The organism is Streptomyces sp. CB02056 (genome assembly GCF_001905545.1).
In the GTDB taxonomy this organism is placed as follows: Bacteria; Actinomycetota; Actinomycetes; order Streptomycetales; family Streptomycetaceae; genus Kitasatospora.
Genome location: NZ_LIPD01000002.1, coordinates 132972 through 148270, shown reverse-complemented (window position 1 = coordinate 148270; position 15299 = coordinate 132972). Strand labels below are relative to the sequence as shown.

Annotated in this window: 11 protein-coding genes, 1 tRNA gene and 1 riboswitch; of the genes, 3 read left to right on the top strand and 9 right to left on the bottom strand. The window is 71.7% G+C overall.

Annotation, left to right across the window (positions count from 1 at the left end; genetic code table 11):
- Positions 1-73: 73 nt before the first annotated feature.
- Positions 74-155, bottom strand: a tRNA-Leu gene (locus tag AMK13_RS04735).
- A gap of 288 nt (positions 156-443) precedes the next feature.
- Between AMK13_RS04735 and AMK13_RS04730 the strand changes: the two genes are divergently transcribed.
- Positions 444-1217, top strand: a complete 774-nt coding sequence (locus AMK13_RS04730) for an ABC transporter ATP-binding protein (protein WP_049651964.1) — start codon at positions 444-446, stop codon at positions 1215-1217.
- 48 nt (positions 1218-1265) lie between these two features.
- Positions 1266-3821, top strand: a complete 2556-nt coding sequence (locus AMK13_RS04725) for an ABC transporter permease (RefSeq protein ID WP_074001300.1) — start codon at positions 1266-1268, stop codon at positions 3819-3821.
- Positions 3822-3998: 177 nt separating this feature from the next.
- On the opposite strand, the gene AMK13_RS04720 is transcribed toward AMK13_RS04725, so the two are convergent.
- The 7 genes from AMK13_RS04720 to AMK13_RS04690 form a co-directional block, all read right to left on the bottom strand.
- Positions 3999-5366 (bottom strand): NAD(P)/FAD-dependent oxidoreductase, encoded by a 1368-nt coding sequence (locus AMK13_RS04720; protein ID WP_049651966.1) that lies wholly within the window; start codon positions 5364-5366, stop codon positions 3999-4001.
- A gap of 428 nt (positions 5367-5794) precedes the next feature.
- Entirely contained in the window at positions 5795-6736 is a 942-nt protein-coding gene (locus tag AMK13_RS04715; RefSeq protein ID WP_074001299.1) for a Ppx/GppA phosphatase family protein, read from the bottom strand.
- Positions 6733-7404, bottom strand: coding sequence for a DUF501 domain-containing protein (locus tag AMK13_RS04710; protein WP_079271855.1), 672 nt, complete (start codon positions 7402-7404; stop codon positions 6733-6735). The genes AMK13_RS04715 and AMK13_RS04710 overlap by 4 nt, the downstream gene beginning before the upstream one ends.
- Positions 7376-7873 (bottom strand): FtsB family cell division protein, encoded by a 498-nt coding sequence (locus AMK13_RS45740; RefSeq protein ID WP_074001298.1) that lies wholly within the window; start codon positions 7871-7873, stop codon positions 7376-7378. Before AMK13_RS45740 ends, AMK13_RS04710 begins: the two co-directional genes overlap by 29 nt.
- Before the next feature lie 118 nt (positions 7874-7991).
- Positions 7992-9278, bottom strand: a complete 1287-nt coding sequence (gene eno, locus AMK13_RS04700; protein ID WP_049651968.1) for a phosphopyruvate hydratase — start codon at positions 9276-9278, stop codon at positions 7992-7994.
- Positions 9279-9632: 354 nt separating this feature from the next.
- Positions 9633-10538: a LysM peptidoglycan-binding domain-containing protein gene (locus AMK13_RS45735; protein ID WP_074001297.1), complete on the bottom strand. Its 906-nt coding sequence runs from the start codon at positions 10536-10538 to the stop codon at positions 9633-9635.
- Between the two features lie 5 nt (positions 10539-10543).
- Positions 10544-10712, bottom strand: a riboswitch (cyclic di-AMP (ydaO/yuaA leader).
- Positions 10713-10933: 221 nt separating this feature from the next.
- Positions 10934-12271: a cytochrome P450 family protein gene (locus tag AMK13_RS04690; RefSeq protein ID WP_074001296.1), complete on the bottom strand. Its 1338-nt coding sequence runs from the start codon at positions 12269-12271 to the stop codon at positions 10934-10936.
- 288 nt (positions 12272-12559) lie between these two features.
- On the opposite strand from AMK13_RS04690, the gene AMK13_RS04685 reads away from it, so the two are divergent.
- Positions 12560-12982 carry an SDR family NAD(P)-dependent oxidoreductase gene (locus AMK13_RS04685; RefSeq protein ID WP_049651970.1) on the top strand — a complete coding sequence of 141 codons (423 nt, stop codon included), beginning with the start codon at positions 12560-12562 and terminating at the stop codon, positions 12980-12982.
- Positions 12983-12986: 4 nt separating this feature from the next.
- Here the strand turns inward: AMK13_RS04685 and AMK13_RS04680 are convergent, their stop codons facing one another.
- Entirely contained in the window at positions 12987-14030 is a 1044-nt protein-coding gene (locus AMK13_RS04680; protein ID WP_241852759.1) for a MazG family protein, read from the bottom strand.
- Positions 14031-15299: the final 1269 nt, after the last annotated feature.

Here is a 15299-nt window from a genome sequence, read left to right as displayed (position 1 = left end):
GGGATACGCCGCGAGGAGGATCCGGTGAACAACGACCGGCGGGGACGCCGTCGCGCCCCCGCCGGGTGATCGGTGCCCGGAGCCGGACTCGAACCGGCACGGCCTCGCGGCCAAGCAGTTTTAAGCTGCCCGTGTCTGCGTTCCACCATCCGGGCGTCTGTGGGACCCCCTGAGCCTAGTCTCCCGGATCACCCTTTCGCATGTTCCCAGCCCCGGAAGTTGTCATGTTTCCTTGCCATCTGACGAACTGTCCGGGATTCGGCCACGAAGGATATCCGTTCCGGCCACCCGTCCGCCTCAGGGTTCACGTCATACCGCAGGAGGAGGGGGTCGCCCGCCCCTACGCCCAGCGGTGGTAGGACCAACCGTCCGGCGGAGCGACGCAGAACCATGATCACGTCGCGGAGCATGGAGGTACAAGTCCGCGAGCACTAGGAGTCCCCGTGACCACGTCGACCGCAACCGCCGTCCGCACCGGCCTGGCGGCCGCCCGAGCCACCGGCCTGAACAAGGTCTACGGGGAGGGGGAGACCCGCGTCGTCGCCCTCGACAACGTCAGCGTCGTGTTCCCCCAGGGCGAGTTCACCGCCATCATGGGCCCCTCCGGCTCCGGCAAGTCCACCCTCATGCACTGCATGGCCGGCCTCGACACCGTCACCTCCGGCTCCTCCACCATCGGCGACACCGAGCTCGTCGGCCTCAAGGACAAGCAGCTCACCCAGCTGCGCCGGGACCACATCGGCTTCATCTTCCAGGCCTTCAACCTGCTCCCCACGCTGACGGCCCTGGAGAACATCACCCTCCCCATGGACATCGCCGGCCGCAAGGTCGACAAGCCCTGGCTCGACCGCGTCGTCGACACCGTCGGCCTCTCCGGCCGCCTCAGCCACCGCCCCTCCCAGCTCTCCGGCGGCCAGCAGCAGCGCGTCGCCTGCGCCCGCGCCCTGGCCGGCAAGCCCGACATCATCTTCGCCGACGAGCCCACCGGCAACCTCGACTCCCGCTCCGGCGCCGAGATCCTCTCCTTCCTGCGCAACTCCGTGCGCGAGCTCGGCCAGACCGTCGTCATGGTCACCCACGACCCCGTCGCCGCCTCCTACGCCGACCGCGTCGTCTTCCTCGCCGACGGCCGCATCGTCGACGAACTCCACCAGCCCACCGCCGACACCGTCCTGGACCGCATGCGCCGCTTCGACGCCAAGGGCCGCACCAGCTAGTCCGGCGCAGCAGTCGCAGCCCGCTCACCGACCTTCCCAGGACACCCCATGTATCGCACCGCACTGCGCAACGTGCTGGCCCACAAGGGCCGGCTGCTGATGACGGCCCTGGCCGTCATGCTCGGCACCGCCTTCGTGGCCGGCACCATGGTCTTCTCCGACACCTTCGGCAAGGCCATGCGGGACAGCAACTCCAAGAGCTACTCGGACGTCTCGGTCCAGGTGGTGGACCGCGCGGCCGGCTCCAACGCCTCCGCCCGGCAGAAGAGCGAGGGCGGCTCCGCCACCCTCACCGACGCCACCGTCCAGCAGCTGGCCGCCCTGCCGGGCACCGCCGGCGCCCGCGGCGTGGTCAGCGGCTTCACCGGCGTGGCCGACAAGAAGGGCAACCTGATCGGCCAGGTCTGGGCCGCCAAGGGCGCCAACTTCGCACCCGGTCAGGACGGCAAGGACCCGCGCTACCCGATGGCCGAGGGCCAGGGCCCGAAGGCCGCCAAGGAGGTCGCGCTCGACCGCAAGACCGCCGACAAGGCGGGCTACAAGGTCGGCGACACCGTCCGGGTCGCCGCCAACGGACCGGTGATCGAGGCGAAGCTCACCGGGATCTTCACCACCGACGACCCGGTGGTGAACACCGGCGGCTCGCTCACCCTGTTCGACCGGGCCACCGCCCAGCAGACCCTGCTGGAGCCCGGCCGCTACAGCAGCGTCGTGCTCACCGCCAAGCCCGGCACCAGCCAGGACGCGCTGCTCGCCCAGGCCCAGCCCGTGGTGCCTTCCGGCCACCAGTTCGACATCGAGACCGGCGCCAAGCTCAAGGCCGACGAGCAGGAGATGATCACCAGGAGCACCAGCAGCATGCGCACGATGCTCCTGGTCTTCGCCTTCATCTCGCTCTTCGTCGGCATCTTCATCATCGCCAACACCTTCACCATGCTGGTCGCCCAGCGCACCAAGGAGCTGGCCCTGATGCGGGCCATCGGTGCCAGCCGCAAGCAGGTCACCCGGTCGGTGCTGATCGAGGCGCTGCTGATCGGCACCGTCTCCGCGGTGGCCGGTCTGGCCGCCGGCATCGGGATCGGCGCCGGGATGCAGTCGCTGATCGGCGCGATGAACGAGAACATGCCGAACGGCTCGCTGGTGATCAAGCCGCTCACCGTCGTGGTGACGGTCGTGGTCGGCGTCCTGGTGACGGTCACGTCGGCCCTGCTGCCCGCCATGCGCGCCTCCCGGATCGCCCCGGTGGCCGCGATGAGCAGCGGCGACCAGCCGGTCTCCCAGAAGAGCCTGGTGGTCCGCAACACGATCGGCTCGGTGCTCGCCGGCGGCGGCCTCGCCCTGATCGGCTACGGCGCCTCCACCGGCAACGACAGCGGCCGGCTGCCGGTCGGCCTGGGCGCCTTCCTGGCCCTGATCGGCGTGTTCGTCCTGCTGCCGCTGCTCTCCCGTCCGGTGGTCGCGCTGGTCGGCCCGCTGCTGCTGCTCGGCGGCACCCCGGGCAGGCTCGCCCAGCGGAACGCGGTGCGCAACCCGCGCCGCACCGCGGCCACCGCCGCCGCGCTGACCATCGGTCTGACCCTGGTCACCGGGCTCACCGTGATCGGCGCCTCGGTCAACGACACCATCGACCGGGCCGTCACCGGCTCGATGAAGGCCGACTTCATCGTCGGGGCCGCCAACGGCATGAGCCTGTCCGCGCAGGTGCCCGCCCAGATCGCCAAGGCCCCCGGGGTGGCCGCCTCCTCGGCGATGACGACCGCGTACTGGGAGCTCGACGGCACCAGCAGGACGGTCAACGGCCTGGACGCCGCCGTCCTGGACCAGCTCGCCGACGTCGAGCTGACCAGCGGCTCCACCGCCGGCTTCGGCCAGGGCCAGCTGCTGCTCGACGAGGACGCCGCCAAGAAGCTGAACGTCACCACCGGCTCGGTGCTGACCGTGGCCTACCCGGACGAGTCCACCGGCAAGGTCACCGTCGGCGGCGTGTACAAGACCGGCGGCATGCTCGGCCCGGTCATGCTGGCCAACAGCGAGATCGCCAAGCACGAGCCGAAGCCGTACATCTCCGACGTCCTGGTCAAGGGCAAGGACGGCGCCACCGACGGCCTCAAGCAGGCCCTCAAGGACGCCACCGGCGCCAACCCGGTGATCGAGGTGAAGTCCAAGCAGGACGTCCGGGACGAGTTCAGCCAGACCATCACCTTCGCGCTGAACCTGATGTACGGCCTGCTGGGGATGGCGGTCCTGATCGCGATCCTGGGCGTGGTCAACACGCTGGCGATGTCGGTCTTCGAGCGCAAGCGCGAGATCGGGATGCTGCGGGCGATCGGCCTGGACCGCGGCGGCATCAAGCGGATGGTCCGTCTGGAGTCCGTGGTGATCTCGCTGTTCGGCGCCGGCATCGGCCTGCTGCTCGGCTGCTTCATCGCCTGGGCGATCAACGGCACCCTGAAGTCCAGCCTCTCCGGCCTGACCACGGTCCTGCCGTTCGGCCAGCTGGCGATGTTCCTGGCGCTGGCCGGGGTGGTCGGCCTAGTGGCCGCGATCTGGCCGGCCCGCCGGGCGTCCAAGCTGGACATCCTGGAGAGCATCAAGACCGACTGACCGGTCCCGCAACGAGAGAGGTCCCCTGCCGGAGGGTTCGGCAGGGGACCTTCTACTTCTGTACTCCGCCCGGTCGCACGGCCGGCTGAGCACCACGGAGGTCGTGGTCCGGCAACGCTGCCGGGCGGAGAGCCTCCGACTCATACCCCGGTGCTCCCACACCGGGGTCTCAGTCGCTTACTTGCTGGCGAGTTCCTTGTCGGCGGCCGGCTTGGCGGCCTCGACGGGCTTGGTGGGCGGAGTGACCTCCTGGATGGGAAGCTGCGGCTTCTCCATCTGGGCGAGGCCGACCATCTCGCGCTTGAGGAACATCGCGAGGGTCCAGTCGGTGAAGACGCGGACCTTGCGGTTGAAGGTCGGCACCATCGCACCGTGGTACAGGCGGTGGAACCACCAGGCCGGACGGCCCTTCAGCTTGTACTTGCCGAAGAGGATCGCCACGCCCTTGTGCAGGCCGAGACCGGCGACCGCACCCAGGTTCTTGTGCTTGTACTCCTTCTGCGGGAAGCCGCGCATGCCGGAGATCACGTTGTCGCCGAGGACGACGGCCTGACGGCTGGCGTGCTGGGCGTTCGGCGGGCACCAGGCGCCCTCGCCCGCGGCGAGGTCCGGCACCTGGGCGTTGTCGCCGGCGGACCAGACGTAGTCGAAGCCCTGGACCTGGAGGGTCGGCGCGGTGTCGACGTGGCCGCGCGGGCCCAGCGGCAGGCCGAAGTTGGCCAGCACCGGGTTCGGCTTCACGCCGGCCGTCCACACGATGGTGGAGGCGTCCATCTCCATGCCGTTCTTCAGCATGACGTGGCCGTCGACGCAGGAGTCCATCGAGGTCTCGATGTAGACCTCGATGTTGCGCTCCTCGAGCTTCTCCTTGGTCCACAGACCGAGGTCCGGGCCCATCTCGGGGAGGATGCGGTTGGCCGCCTCGACCACCACGAAGCGCATGTCCTCGCGGCTGACGGTCTTGTACAGCTTGGCCGCGTCGCGGGCCATGTCCTCGACCTCGGCGACGGTCTCGATGCCGGCGAAGCCGCCACCGATCACCACGAAGGTCAGCGCCTTGCGGCGGATGTCCTCGTCCGTGGTGGACTCGGCCTTGTCGAGCTGGGCCATGACGTGGTTGCGGAGGCCGATGGCCTCCTCGACCGTCTTCATGCCGAGGCCGTTCTCCGCCAGACCCGGGATCGGGAAGGTGCGGGAGACCGAGCCGGTCGCGACGACCAGGTACTCGAAGGGCAGCTCGTAGCTGTCACCGGCCGCGGGCTGGATGGTGGCAACCTTGCGGGCGTGGTCGATGCCGGTGACGGACCCGGTCAGCACCTCCGCCTTCTTCAGGGTGCTGCGCAGCGGCGCGATGAGGTTGCGAGGCGCGACACTGCCGCCGGCCGCCTCGGGGAGGAAGGGCAGGTACGTCATGTACGACCGCGGGTCGACGACCGTGACGGTCGCTTCGCCGTAACGCATCTTCTTGAGGATGCGCATCGCGGCATACAGGCCGACGTAACCACCGCCGACAATGAGGATGCGAGGACGCTCCGTGGTGCTCATATCCGAAAGTATCCAGCACCGTCCGGAGCAGCCTTCGTGAGCCCGGTCACAAGTTGACGGACCCCCCGTGCTACACTGCGCGGCCGCAAAACCGGGCCCGGCGCGGTGGCCCCCACCCCTGGGCGGCCCCGCGCGAACGCACGGCGGAGCACCACCGGCCTGAGCAGCAACGATCCGCACAACGCCCGGGTTCCCGCACGTGATTTCGATTTTCAAACCTCAAACGAGGCCTGACCTGCGATCCCATGGGCCACCCGGCCGACGGGCCTTCGGTCCCACATTTCGGACGTAGTGGGCGGGCCGGTGCGGCGAATGGCCGGATCCCCATGTGAAGAAATTCACGAACTTTCCCACCCGCGCTCGGGCGCGCCCCGGCCCCGGCCCCCCGAAAGGGGTGCCGGGGCCGGTCGGGTAAGCCCCGCACGGGGTCAGGAGGCGATACCGAAGGCGATTCCGTCCAGGATGTCGTGCTCGCTCACGACCACCTCGGCGGCGCCGGTGCGCTCCATGATCTCCAGCAGTTCCAGCGCCCCGGCCGCGATCACGTCCACCCGGCCCGGGTGCATCGACGGGATGGCCGCGCGCTCGGCGTGGGTGGCGGCCAGCAGCTCCCGGGCGATCCCGGCGACCCGCTCCCGGCTGATCCGCGAGTGGTGGATCGCCGCCGAGTCGTAGCCGGGCAGGCCCTGGGCGATCGCCGACACCGTGGTGACCGTCCCGGCCAGGCCCACCAGGGTGGCCGCGCCGGTCAGCGGGACGACCTCCTCGGCCCGGTCCAGCTCGGCCCGCACGTGCGCCCGGGCGGCCTCGACCTGCGCCTCGGAGGGCAGCTCGGCGTCGCCGAAGTACCGCTCGGTGAGCCGCACGCAGCCGATGTCCACCGAGCGCGCCGCCTGCACGTCGTCCGTGCCGAGCACGAACTCGGTGGAGCCGCCGCCGAGGTCGAACACCAGGTACGGGCCGGGGAACTGACCGCCGGTCAGCTCCTTGGTGGCGCCCACGAAGGACAGCCGTGCCTCCTCCTCGCCGCTCACCACCTCGGGCTCGACGCCCAGGATGTCGCGCACGCCCTTGACGTACTCGTCGCTGTTCTCGGCGTCCCGGGAGGCGCTGGTGGCGACGAAGCGGACCCGCTCGGGGCCGACCCCGAAACCGGAGATGACCTCCTGGTACTCCCGGCAGGCCGCGAAGGTGCGGGCCAGCGCGTCCGGGTGCAGCCGGCCGGTCCGGTCCACGCCCTGGCCCAGCCGGTTGACGATCATCCGGCGGTCCAGGTCGGTGATCTCCCCGGTCTCCGGGTCGAGGTCGGCGACCAGCAGGCGGATCGAGTTGGTGCCGCAGTCGATCGCGGCCACCCGGGTCGCGCTCACTCGGACTCCCGCTCCGCCGCGGCGTCCTCGGCGGCCCGCTTCTTCGCGGCGCGCTCGGCGGCCTTCTGCTGCTTGGCGGCGATCACGGCCTCGTGGTCCTGCTCCTTGGCGCGGTTGCGGGCGACCCGCTCACCGGCCGCCTCGACCTCGGCCGGGGAGACGCACGGGCCCTTGGCCCACCAGTCCTCCAGCATGCCGATCGCCTCGTCGCCGAGCGGGTTGACGCCCTCGCCGGCCGCCAGCGAGTGGCCGACCAGCACGTGCAGGCACTTCACCCGGTCCGGCATGCCGCCGGCGCTCGGGAAGCCCTCCAGCACCTCGATCGCGTCGCGCCGGGCGATGTAGTCCTCGTGCGCCTTCTGGTAGGCGGCGGCCAGCTCCGGGTCCTCGGCGAGCCGGGCGCTCTGGTCCTTCATCACGCCCTCCGCCTCCAGGGTGCCGATCAGCGAGGCGGCCTTGGGGCAGGTCAGGTAGTAGAGCGTGGGGAACGGCGTGCCGTCCGGCAGCCGGGGAGCCGTCTCCACGACGTCCGGGTTGCCGCAGGGGCAGCGGTGCGCCACGCCGCGCAGGCCGCGCGGCACCCGGCCGAGCTGGGCGGCGATGGCCGCGACGTCGGCGTCGGAGACGGTGGGGTGGTTCTCAGTGGTCATGGGGGGAGGTGTCTCCAACGGGGGACGGTGGGAGGGGAAGGGGGGTGGCGGGGGCCGCCGCGGCGGTGTCGGCGGCGTCCACCGAGTCCCAGATGCTGGCGTACCAGGGCTTGGCGGCCTTCGCCTGGCCGGCGGCGCCGCCGGGCGCCGCGTTCGGCCCGGAGGCGGCCCCGCCCGCGGACGAGGAGGTCCTGGCGGAGGCCTGGCCGGCCGGGTCCACCGCGATGTACGGGGTCTCCCCCGGCACCGCGTAGTGCAGCCGGGCGCGGGCCTGCGCCTTGACGTACTCCGGGTCCTGCCAGCGGGCCTTCTCCCGGCGCAGCTGCTCGACCTGCTGGCGCGCGTGGTCGGCCTTCGCCCGCTGGGCGGAGATCTCGGCGCGCTGGGAGATGAACTGCCGCGTCGGGTAGGCGAGGATCGCCACCAGCGAGCAGAGCACCAGGACGAGGACGGTCGCCCGGCTCGTGAACCGGGGCCGGGCCGCCAAGCCCGGGATCCTCCAGCCAGCCATCTCCCGTATCCCCTCCTGGTCGCGACGGTGCCCCGCCGTCCACCCTACGGGGTGAACGGCGGGGCACCGGTCAGGCGTGCGCTACCGGGAGCGCTCAGCCCTCGTGGCGGAAGCGCGGGAAGGCGCCGCGGCCGGCGTACTCGGCGGCGTCGTCGAGGATCTCCTCGATGCGCAGCAGCTGGTTGTACTTGGCGACGCGCTCGGAGCGGGCCGGGGCACCGGTCTTGATCTGGCCGCAGTTGGTGGCGACGGCCAGGTCGGCGATGGTGACGTCCTCGGTCTCGCCGGAGCGGTGCGACATCATGCAGCGGTAGCCGTTGCGCTGGGCCAGCTCGACGGCGTCCAGGGTCTCGGTCAGCGAACCGATCTGGTTCACCTTCACCAGCAGCGCGTTGGCGGTGCCGGTCTCGATGCCGCGGGCCAGACGGGCCGGGTTGGTGACGAACAGGTCGTCGCCGACCAGCTGGACCTTGTCGCCCAGCTTGTCGGTCATGGCCTTCCAGCCGGCCCAGTCCGACTCGTCCAGCGGGTCCTCGATGGAGACCAGCGGGTAGGCGGCGACCAGCTCGGCGTAGTACTCGATGAGCTCGGCGGCGGTGAGGTCCTTGCCCTCGAACCGGTAGGCGCCGTCCTCGTAGAACTCGGAGGAGGCGACGTCCAGGGCCAGCGCGACGTCACGGCCGGGCACGTAGCCGGCCTTCTCGATGGCCTCGACGATGAGGTCCAGGGCCTCGCGGTTGGAGTCCAGGTTCGGGGCGAAGCCGCCCTCGTCGCCCAGACCGGTGGACAGGCCGCGCTCCTTCAGCACGCCCTTGAGCGTGTGGTAGACCTCGACGCCCCAGCGGACGGCCTCGGAGAAGGACTCCGCGCCGATCGGGGCGATCATGAACTCCTGGATGTCGACGTTGGAGTCCGCGTGCGACCCGCCGTTGAGGATGTTCATCATCGGGACCGGCAGGACGTGCGCGTTCGGGCCGCCCAGGTAGCGGAACAGCGGCAGGTCGCTGGCCTCGGAGGCGGCGTGCGCGACGGCCAGCGAGACGCCCAGGATGGCGTTGGCGCCGAGCGAGGACTTGTCCGGGGTGGCGTCCAGGTCCAGCATGGCCTGGTCGATCAGGCGCTGCTCGGTGGCGTCGTAGCCGACCAGCTCCGGGCCGATCTGCTCGATGACGGCCAGGACGGCCTTCTCGACGCCCTTGCCGAAGTAGCGGTTCTTGTCGCCGTCGCGCAGCTCCAGCGCCTCGAAGGCACCGGTGGAGGCACCCGACGGGACAGCGGCACGACCCGTGCTGCCGTCGTCGAGGCCGACCTCGACCTCGACCGTGGGGTTGCCGCGGGAGTCGAGGATCTCACGGGCTACGACGACATCGATGGACGGCACGAGGCATCTCCTTGCGAGAGCAGGGTCCGGTCTGACGGTGGTGCTGCCAGCAGGACGATTGCGGAGTCGTTACGACCAGAGCCTAACCGCCCGGGCTGCCGTGGCCGCGTCGGCCTCGGTCCCGTCTCACCGTGTGGCCCTGCTACCCACCGGTAGTTCACCTGCTTGTCCCAGCTTGTCCCACCGGAGCGGGCGAATGCGGACGAAGGGGACCGGTAGGACCGGCCCCCTTCGGACGGCGGGGTGGAGCGGCGTCGACGCCGAGCGCTCCGGCGCGGCGGCGGGCGCCCCGGCGGGCACCCCGGTCTCGGGGTGCTGCCGGCCGCGGGCGGTCCCGGCGTCGGGCGGGGCGGCTCAGCCGAGGTGCAGCACCTGGCCGGGCATGATCAGGTTCGGGTCGCCGCCGACGGTGGAGTGGTTCTGCTCGTACAGCGCGCTCCAGCCGCCGGACACGCCCTGGGCGGCGGCGATGGTCGACAGGGTGTCACCGGCACGGACGGTGTAGTCGTGGCCGGCGGCCTGCGGGGCCTGCTGCGCGGCGCGCGGGGCGTACTGCGGCTGGGCGGCGGCCTGGCCGGCGTACTGCTGGTAGACGCTCTGGTGGCTGGTCCAGTACCAGCCGCCGTTGTTCTGGTACCAGTACACCTTGGCGTCGGCGTCCCAGCCGGCCTTGCCGGAGAAGCCCGGGGTCTGCGGCTGCGCCTGCTGCTGCGGGGCGACCTGCTGGACCGGCTGCGCGGCGGGCTTCTGGGCCGGCTTCTGGGCGGCGGGCTTCTGCGCGACCGGCTTCTCGGCGGGCTTGGCGGCGGGCTTCGGGGCCTGCTGCTTGGGGGCGGACTGCGGCTTGGCGTCCGAGGAGGTGTCGACCGAGGCCGGGGCACCGCCCTTGGTCAGACCGGCCTTCTGGGAGCAGACCGGCCAGGCGCCCGGACCCTGCGAGGCCAGCACCTTCTCGGCGACCGAGATCTGCTGGGCCTTGCTGGCCTGGTTGGCCTGCGCCGCGTAGGCGGTGCCGCCGTACGCCTTCCAGGTGCTGGACGTGAACTGGAGGCCGCCGTAGAAGCCGTTGCCGGTGTTGATGCTCCAGTTGCCGCCGCTCTCGCACTGGGCGACGGAGTCCCAGGTGGAGGCCGGGGCGGCGGAGGCGCCGGTGGCGGTGAGGAGCGGCATCGCGAGTCCGACGCCGGCCACACCGGCGACGGCGATGGCCTTCTCGGCCTGGGTGCGACGACGGTGACGGCCAGTTCCAACGAACAGCATGAAGAGGTCCCTCTCCGTACGCCTGCGAGGTGAGCTGTCGGGTTCGGACCGGGAGGTGGCCCGGCCGCCGTACGCGGAAACGATTCCGCTCGGGCGGCTTCACCCCAAGCCGTGGGGAGACGGCAACAAACCTGGTTCCCCCGCCCCTGCCCAGGGTTCTGGTCGGTTTCCCGTGACGCGGCGGGCAGGATTCGGCGTTCCGCGTACGAGGTCCGCAGCTGCGAACTCCAGGGAGAGTAGACAGATCATCAGACCAATCACAAGCTCATATCACCGATATCACACAACAATTACGGCCCGTGTCCGATCGCCTACCAACAGCGGCGTTATGTCCGGATTGATGGGTGTTCACACCCCCGTCGGCGGGCGATCGGCGACGTCCAGTCAGCGTGATCTCAGCAGGTCGGAGGCGTCGAAGAGGCATCCGGAACGGGGTGCGGAGGGGCGTGCGGGGAACGGCTCTCCGGACTGAATTCCACCGGGAGTTCGCGCAGGCCACGCATGATCAGACCACCCCGCCAGCGCAGATTCTCCGGGCTTTCCGCGAGCCGCAGATCGGGCAGCCGGGAAAGCAGCGTGGCCAGCGCGGCACGCCCTTCGAGCCGCGCCAGCGGAGCGCCGATGCAGTAGTGGATGCCGTGCCCGAAGCCCAGGTGGGGGTTGTCCTTCCGGGCCAGGTCCAGGGTGTTCTCCGCCGCGAACCGGGCCGGGTCGCGGTCCGCCGCGGCCAGCACCACCAGCACCGGGTCGCCGACCGGGATGTCCACCCCGCCGATGGTCAGCGGACGGGTCGCGAACCGCCAGGTCGCCAGCTCCACCGGCCCGTCGTAGCGCAGGAGTTCCTCGATCCCGGTCTCCAGCAGCGCGCTCTCCCCGCGCACCACCGACTCCTGCAGCAGCCGGCGCTGCTCCGGATTGCGCAGCAGCGCGTAGGTGCCGTTGCCGATCAGGTTCACGGTGGTCTCGAAACCCGCGAACAGGAGGATGAAGGCCATCGCCGCGGCCTCGTTCTCGGTCAGGTGCTCACCGTGGTCGCCGGCCCGGATCAGGCCCGAGATCAGGTCGTCCCCGAGGTCCGCCCGCTTGCGGTGGATCAGCTCCAGCAGGTACGCCCGCATCCGCTTCACCGCCCGCCCCACGCCGCCGCGTTGGCCCCCGCCGTGGCGGATCATCATCCCGGCCCAGTCGCGGAAGTCGTCCTGGTCCTCGGCCGGCACTCCGAGCATGTCGCAGATCGCGTAGATGGGGAGCGGGAAGGCGAACTCGTGGATCAGGTCCGCCGAACCGCGCTGCGCGAAGCCGTCGATCAACCGGTCGGTGAGCTGCTGCACCCGCGGCTCGAACTCGGCCACCCTGCGCGGGGTGAACGCCTTCGACACCAGCCGGCGCAACCGGGTGTGGTCCGGCGGGTCGATGTTCAGCAGGTGGGTCATCAGGTCCGCCTGCCGCTCCCCCGGGATGCCCACCCGGCCGGTGCGGTGCGCCTGCCCGCTGTGGTGCGCCGGGTTCTTCGACAGCCGGCTGTCCGCGAGCGCCTGCCGGGCGTCCGCGTACCTGGTCACCAGCCAGGCCTCCACCCCGCTCGGCAGGGTGGTGCGGTGCACCGGGGAGTGCTCGCGCAACCAGGCGTAGGCGGGGTACGGGTCGGCGGCGAACTCCCAGGTGAACAGCTGCGGGGCGGGGGCGTCGGACGACGGGGCGGCGGGCCGGGCGGGGACGGGCTGAGCTGGCATGGACCGACCGTATCCGGTGCGACGGGCGCGCCCTCCCTCCGGCGGGGCGCCGCTCCTCCGCCACTCCTCCGCCGCGCTTCCGCAACCGGACGCGTCGGGCGCGCCAACACTCCGTGGCCGGTCCGTGGCCGGTCCGTGGACAGCTCTTGGCCGACTCTTGGCCGCGGGGCGGGCGTGAGCCTGGTCACCTGAGGGGTAATCCCTGTTGCGGAGGGTCAGGACGTGCCTACGATCCTCCGCAGTACGCGTGGGCGCCGGTGCGGTGTCGCCCACAGGGAGGAGCAGACCATGCGGGTCAGCGGGTCAGTCGTCGTCATCGCGGTCCTCGACGGCGGGTCGGGCGCGGGCCTCGCCCGCCGGTTCGCCGCCGCCGGCACCGCCGGAATGCTCATCGCCGACCAGTACGCCGGCATCGCCGAGGACCTCGCCGCCGAACTCGACCGGCCGGGCTGCCCCGTCGTCGGCGTCTGCGGCGACATCCGCCGCCCCAGCGACGTCGCCGCCCTCGTGGACACCGCCGAGAAGCACCTCGGGCCGATCGACCTGTTCGCCGTAGCCGGCCCCGACGGCGAGCGGATCATCTCGCTGGCGGACCTGCCCGACCACCTCGACCTGGAACGGCTCGCCGAACTCGTCCTCCTCGTCGGCGAGGCCATCGGCGAACTCGTCCCGCCGCAGCGGCGCCCCGAGCGCACCGCCACGGCGGCCTGAGCGCCTACTCCCCGACCGGACCGAGGCCCTCGGCCGCGCGCACCGCGTCCCGGTAACCGCGCGCGGCCGACCGCAGCGCGGCGTCCACGTCCACCCCCGCGTCATGCGCCCGCTGCACCACCGCGAGCAGCAGCCGGCCCGCCGAATCGGCCGTCAGCTCGGCCGGCAGCCCGTACGCCTCGTCCGGCACCCCCGTGAAGCCCGCCCGGCGCACCCGCGACACCAGCTTCGCCGCGTACGCCAGCGAGGGCAGCCCGGCCGGCACGCCGTCCAGCACCGACTCGCGGTCCGCCTTCTCGGCCGCCTTCAGCTGCTCCCAGTTCGCCTCCGCCTCCGTGGCGCCCTCGACCTCGACGTTCCCGAACACGTGCGGGTGCCGGTACATCAGCTTCTCGACGATGTCCCCGGCCACGTCGTCGACGGTGAACGGCTCCGTCGGGTGGTCCTCGGCGATCCGGGAGTGGAAGAACACCTGGAACAGGACGTCGCCCAGCTCCTCGCGCAGCGTCTCCCGGTCCCCCGCCTCGATCGCCTCGACCAGCTCGTACGCCTCCTCGACCAGGTACTTCACCAGACTCTCGTGCGTCTGCTCGGCGTCCCAGGGGCAACCGCCCGGGGAGCGCAGCCGGTCCATCACCGTCACCAGGTCCAGCAGCCGCGACCCCGGCAGGTCGTACGAGCCGGGCAGCACCTCGATCTCCGGCACCTCGCCGGCGTGCTCCACCGCCAGCCGCGCCAGCGCGTCGGTCAGCCCCGGGTCCCCGTCCGGGCTGCCCAGCCACACCGTCGGCCCGGCCCCCGCGGGCTGCCCCGTCAGCAGCCGCGCCAACGCGGGCGCCGACCCGGCCGGCACCGCCTCCACGACCACCCCGGCCTGCCGCACCGCCGCCACCTGCGGATGCCCCTCGTCCCCCACCAGCACCCGCCCCGCCGACCGCAACGCCTCCCACGCCGGCCACGCCAGCAGGCCGGGAGCCACCCGGTGGGTGGTGGTCAGCAGGATCAACTTCGCGCCCGGAGTCTCCGTCGGCACAGCATTCGTCGTCACCCCCCGAACCTACCCCCGCACCCCCACCCCGGGCCGGGCCGGGAAGCCACCACCCCGCTGTCCCCACCCCGCCCGCACGAGCACAGGAAGTCGACCCGGCCGACTTCCCACTCCCCCGCACCGGCCAGACCACCATCCCCGAGGCCCCCACGCACACACGCGAGCACAGGAAGTCGACCCAGCCGACTTCCCACTCCCCCGCACCACGCCCCGCGCCGGTCGGCGCCCGCCCAGGGAAACACCACATCCACACGGTCGTCCGGCGGCCAGTGAGCCAGAGCCGCAACCAGCCACGACGGACGCCGTCCAGGGCAGCGCGGGAAGCCACCGCCCCGCTGCCCTCCCCTGCCCCCTCCTGCCGTCCCCCACCACGCCCGCACAAGCACAGGAAGTCGACCCCGCGACTCTGCTGGCGAAGTCGATTTGCCGGGTATGTCGCAGCGAGCACTTCGTGACAAAACAGCTGGAAGCGCCCATCCTGTGGTCTCATATCGTGAGACAAACCTGTCGCAATACCACAGAACCAGCCCGCGACTTTGCCAGCAGAGTCACCCCGCCGACTTCCTGCTCCCACCCGCGCCGGTCGGCGCCCGCACGGGGAAACACCACATCCACACGGTCGTCCGGCGGCCGGTGAGCCCGAGCCGCAACCAGCTACTGGAGACGGCATCCCAGGCAGCGCGGAAAGCCAGCCTCAGCCGCCGCTACCCGACGCCCCAGCCCTGCCGTCCCCCACCACGCCCGCACAAGCACAGGAAGTCGACCCGGCCGACTTCCCACGCCCACCCGCACCGGTCGGCGCCCGCACCGGGGAACGCCGCGGCCGCGCGGTCGTCCACCGTGTGGTGGGCCAGAGCCGCAAGCGGCCACGGGGGACGAGGAGCGCTGGAAGTCGATCCGGCCGACTTCCCACTCCCAGCCGCCCCGCACCGGTCGGCGCCCGCACGGGGGAACGCCACGCCCACGCGGTCATCCGGCGGCCGGTGAGCCCGAGCCGCAACCGGCGACGGAGGACGGCGCCCAGGAGGGGCATGCGCCAGGTGCTGTCGTGGCGGTTGCCGCCGGTTGGCGTGACAGCCGACAGCATGCGCCAGCCACCAGCCGTCACACGGCGCCTCGAACCCGGCCCGACGCAGCCGACGGACCCAGCCGCCTTGCCAGTCACCGCGACGGCCCCAACAGCGCGGAGCCACCTCCCGGCATGACAGCCGACGGCACGCCCCGGCCGCCAACCGTCACACGGCGCTCCGGATTCGAACCGGCGCAGCC

Bases quoted from the DNA above. Each gene is read 5' to 3' on its own strand.
- AMK13_RS04685 (WP_049651970.1), top strand. From the start codon at position 12,560: ATGCGGGTCAGCGGGTCAGTCGTCGTCATCGCGGTCCTCGACGGCGGG.
- AMK13_RS04690 (WP_074001296.1), bottom strand. From the start codon at position 12,271: ATGCCAGCTCAGCCCGTCCCCGCCCGGCCCGCCGCCCCGTCGTCCGAC.
- AMK13_RS04725 (WP_074001300.1), top strand. From the start codon at position 1,266: ATGTATCGCACCGCACTGCGCAACGTGCTGGCCCACAAGGGCCGGCTG.
- AMK13_RS45735 (WP_074001297.1), bottom strand. From the start codon at position 10,538: ATGCTGTTCGTTGGAACTGGCCGTCACCGTCGTCGCACCCAGGCCGAG.
- AMK13_RS04720 (WP_049651966.1), bottom strand. From the start codon at position 5,366: ATGAGCACCACGGAGCGTCCTCGCATCCTCATTGTCGGCGGTGGTTAC.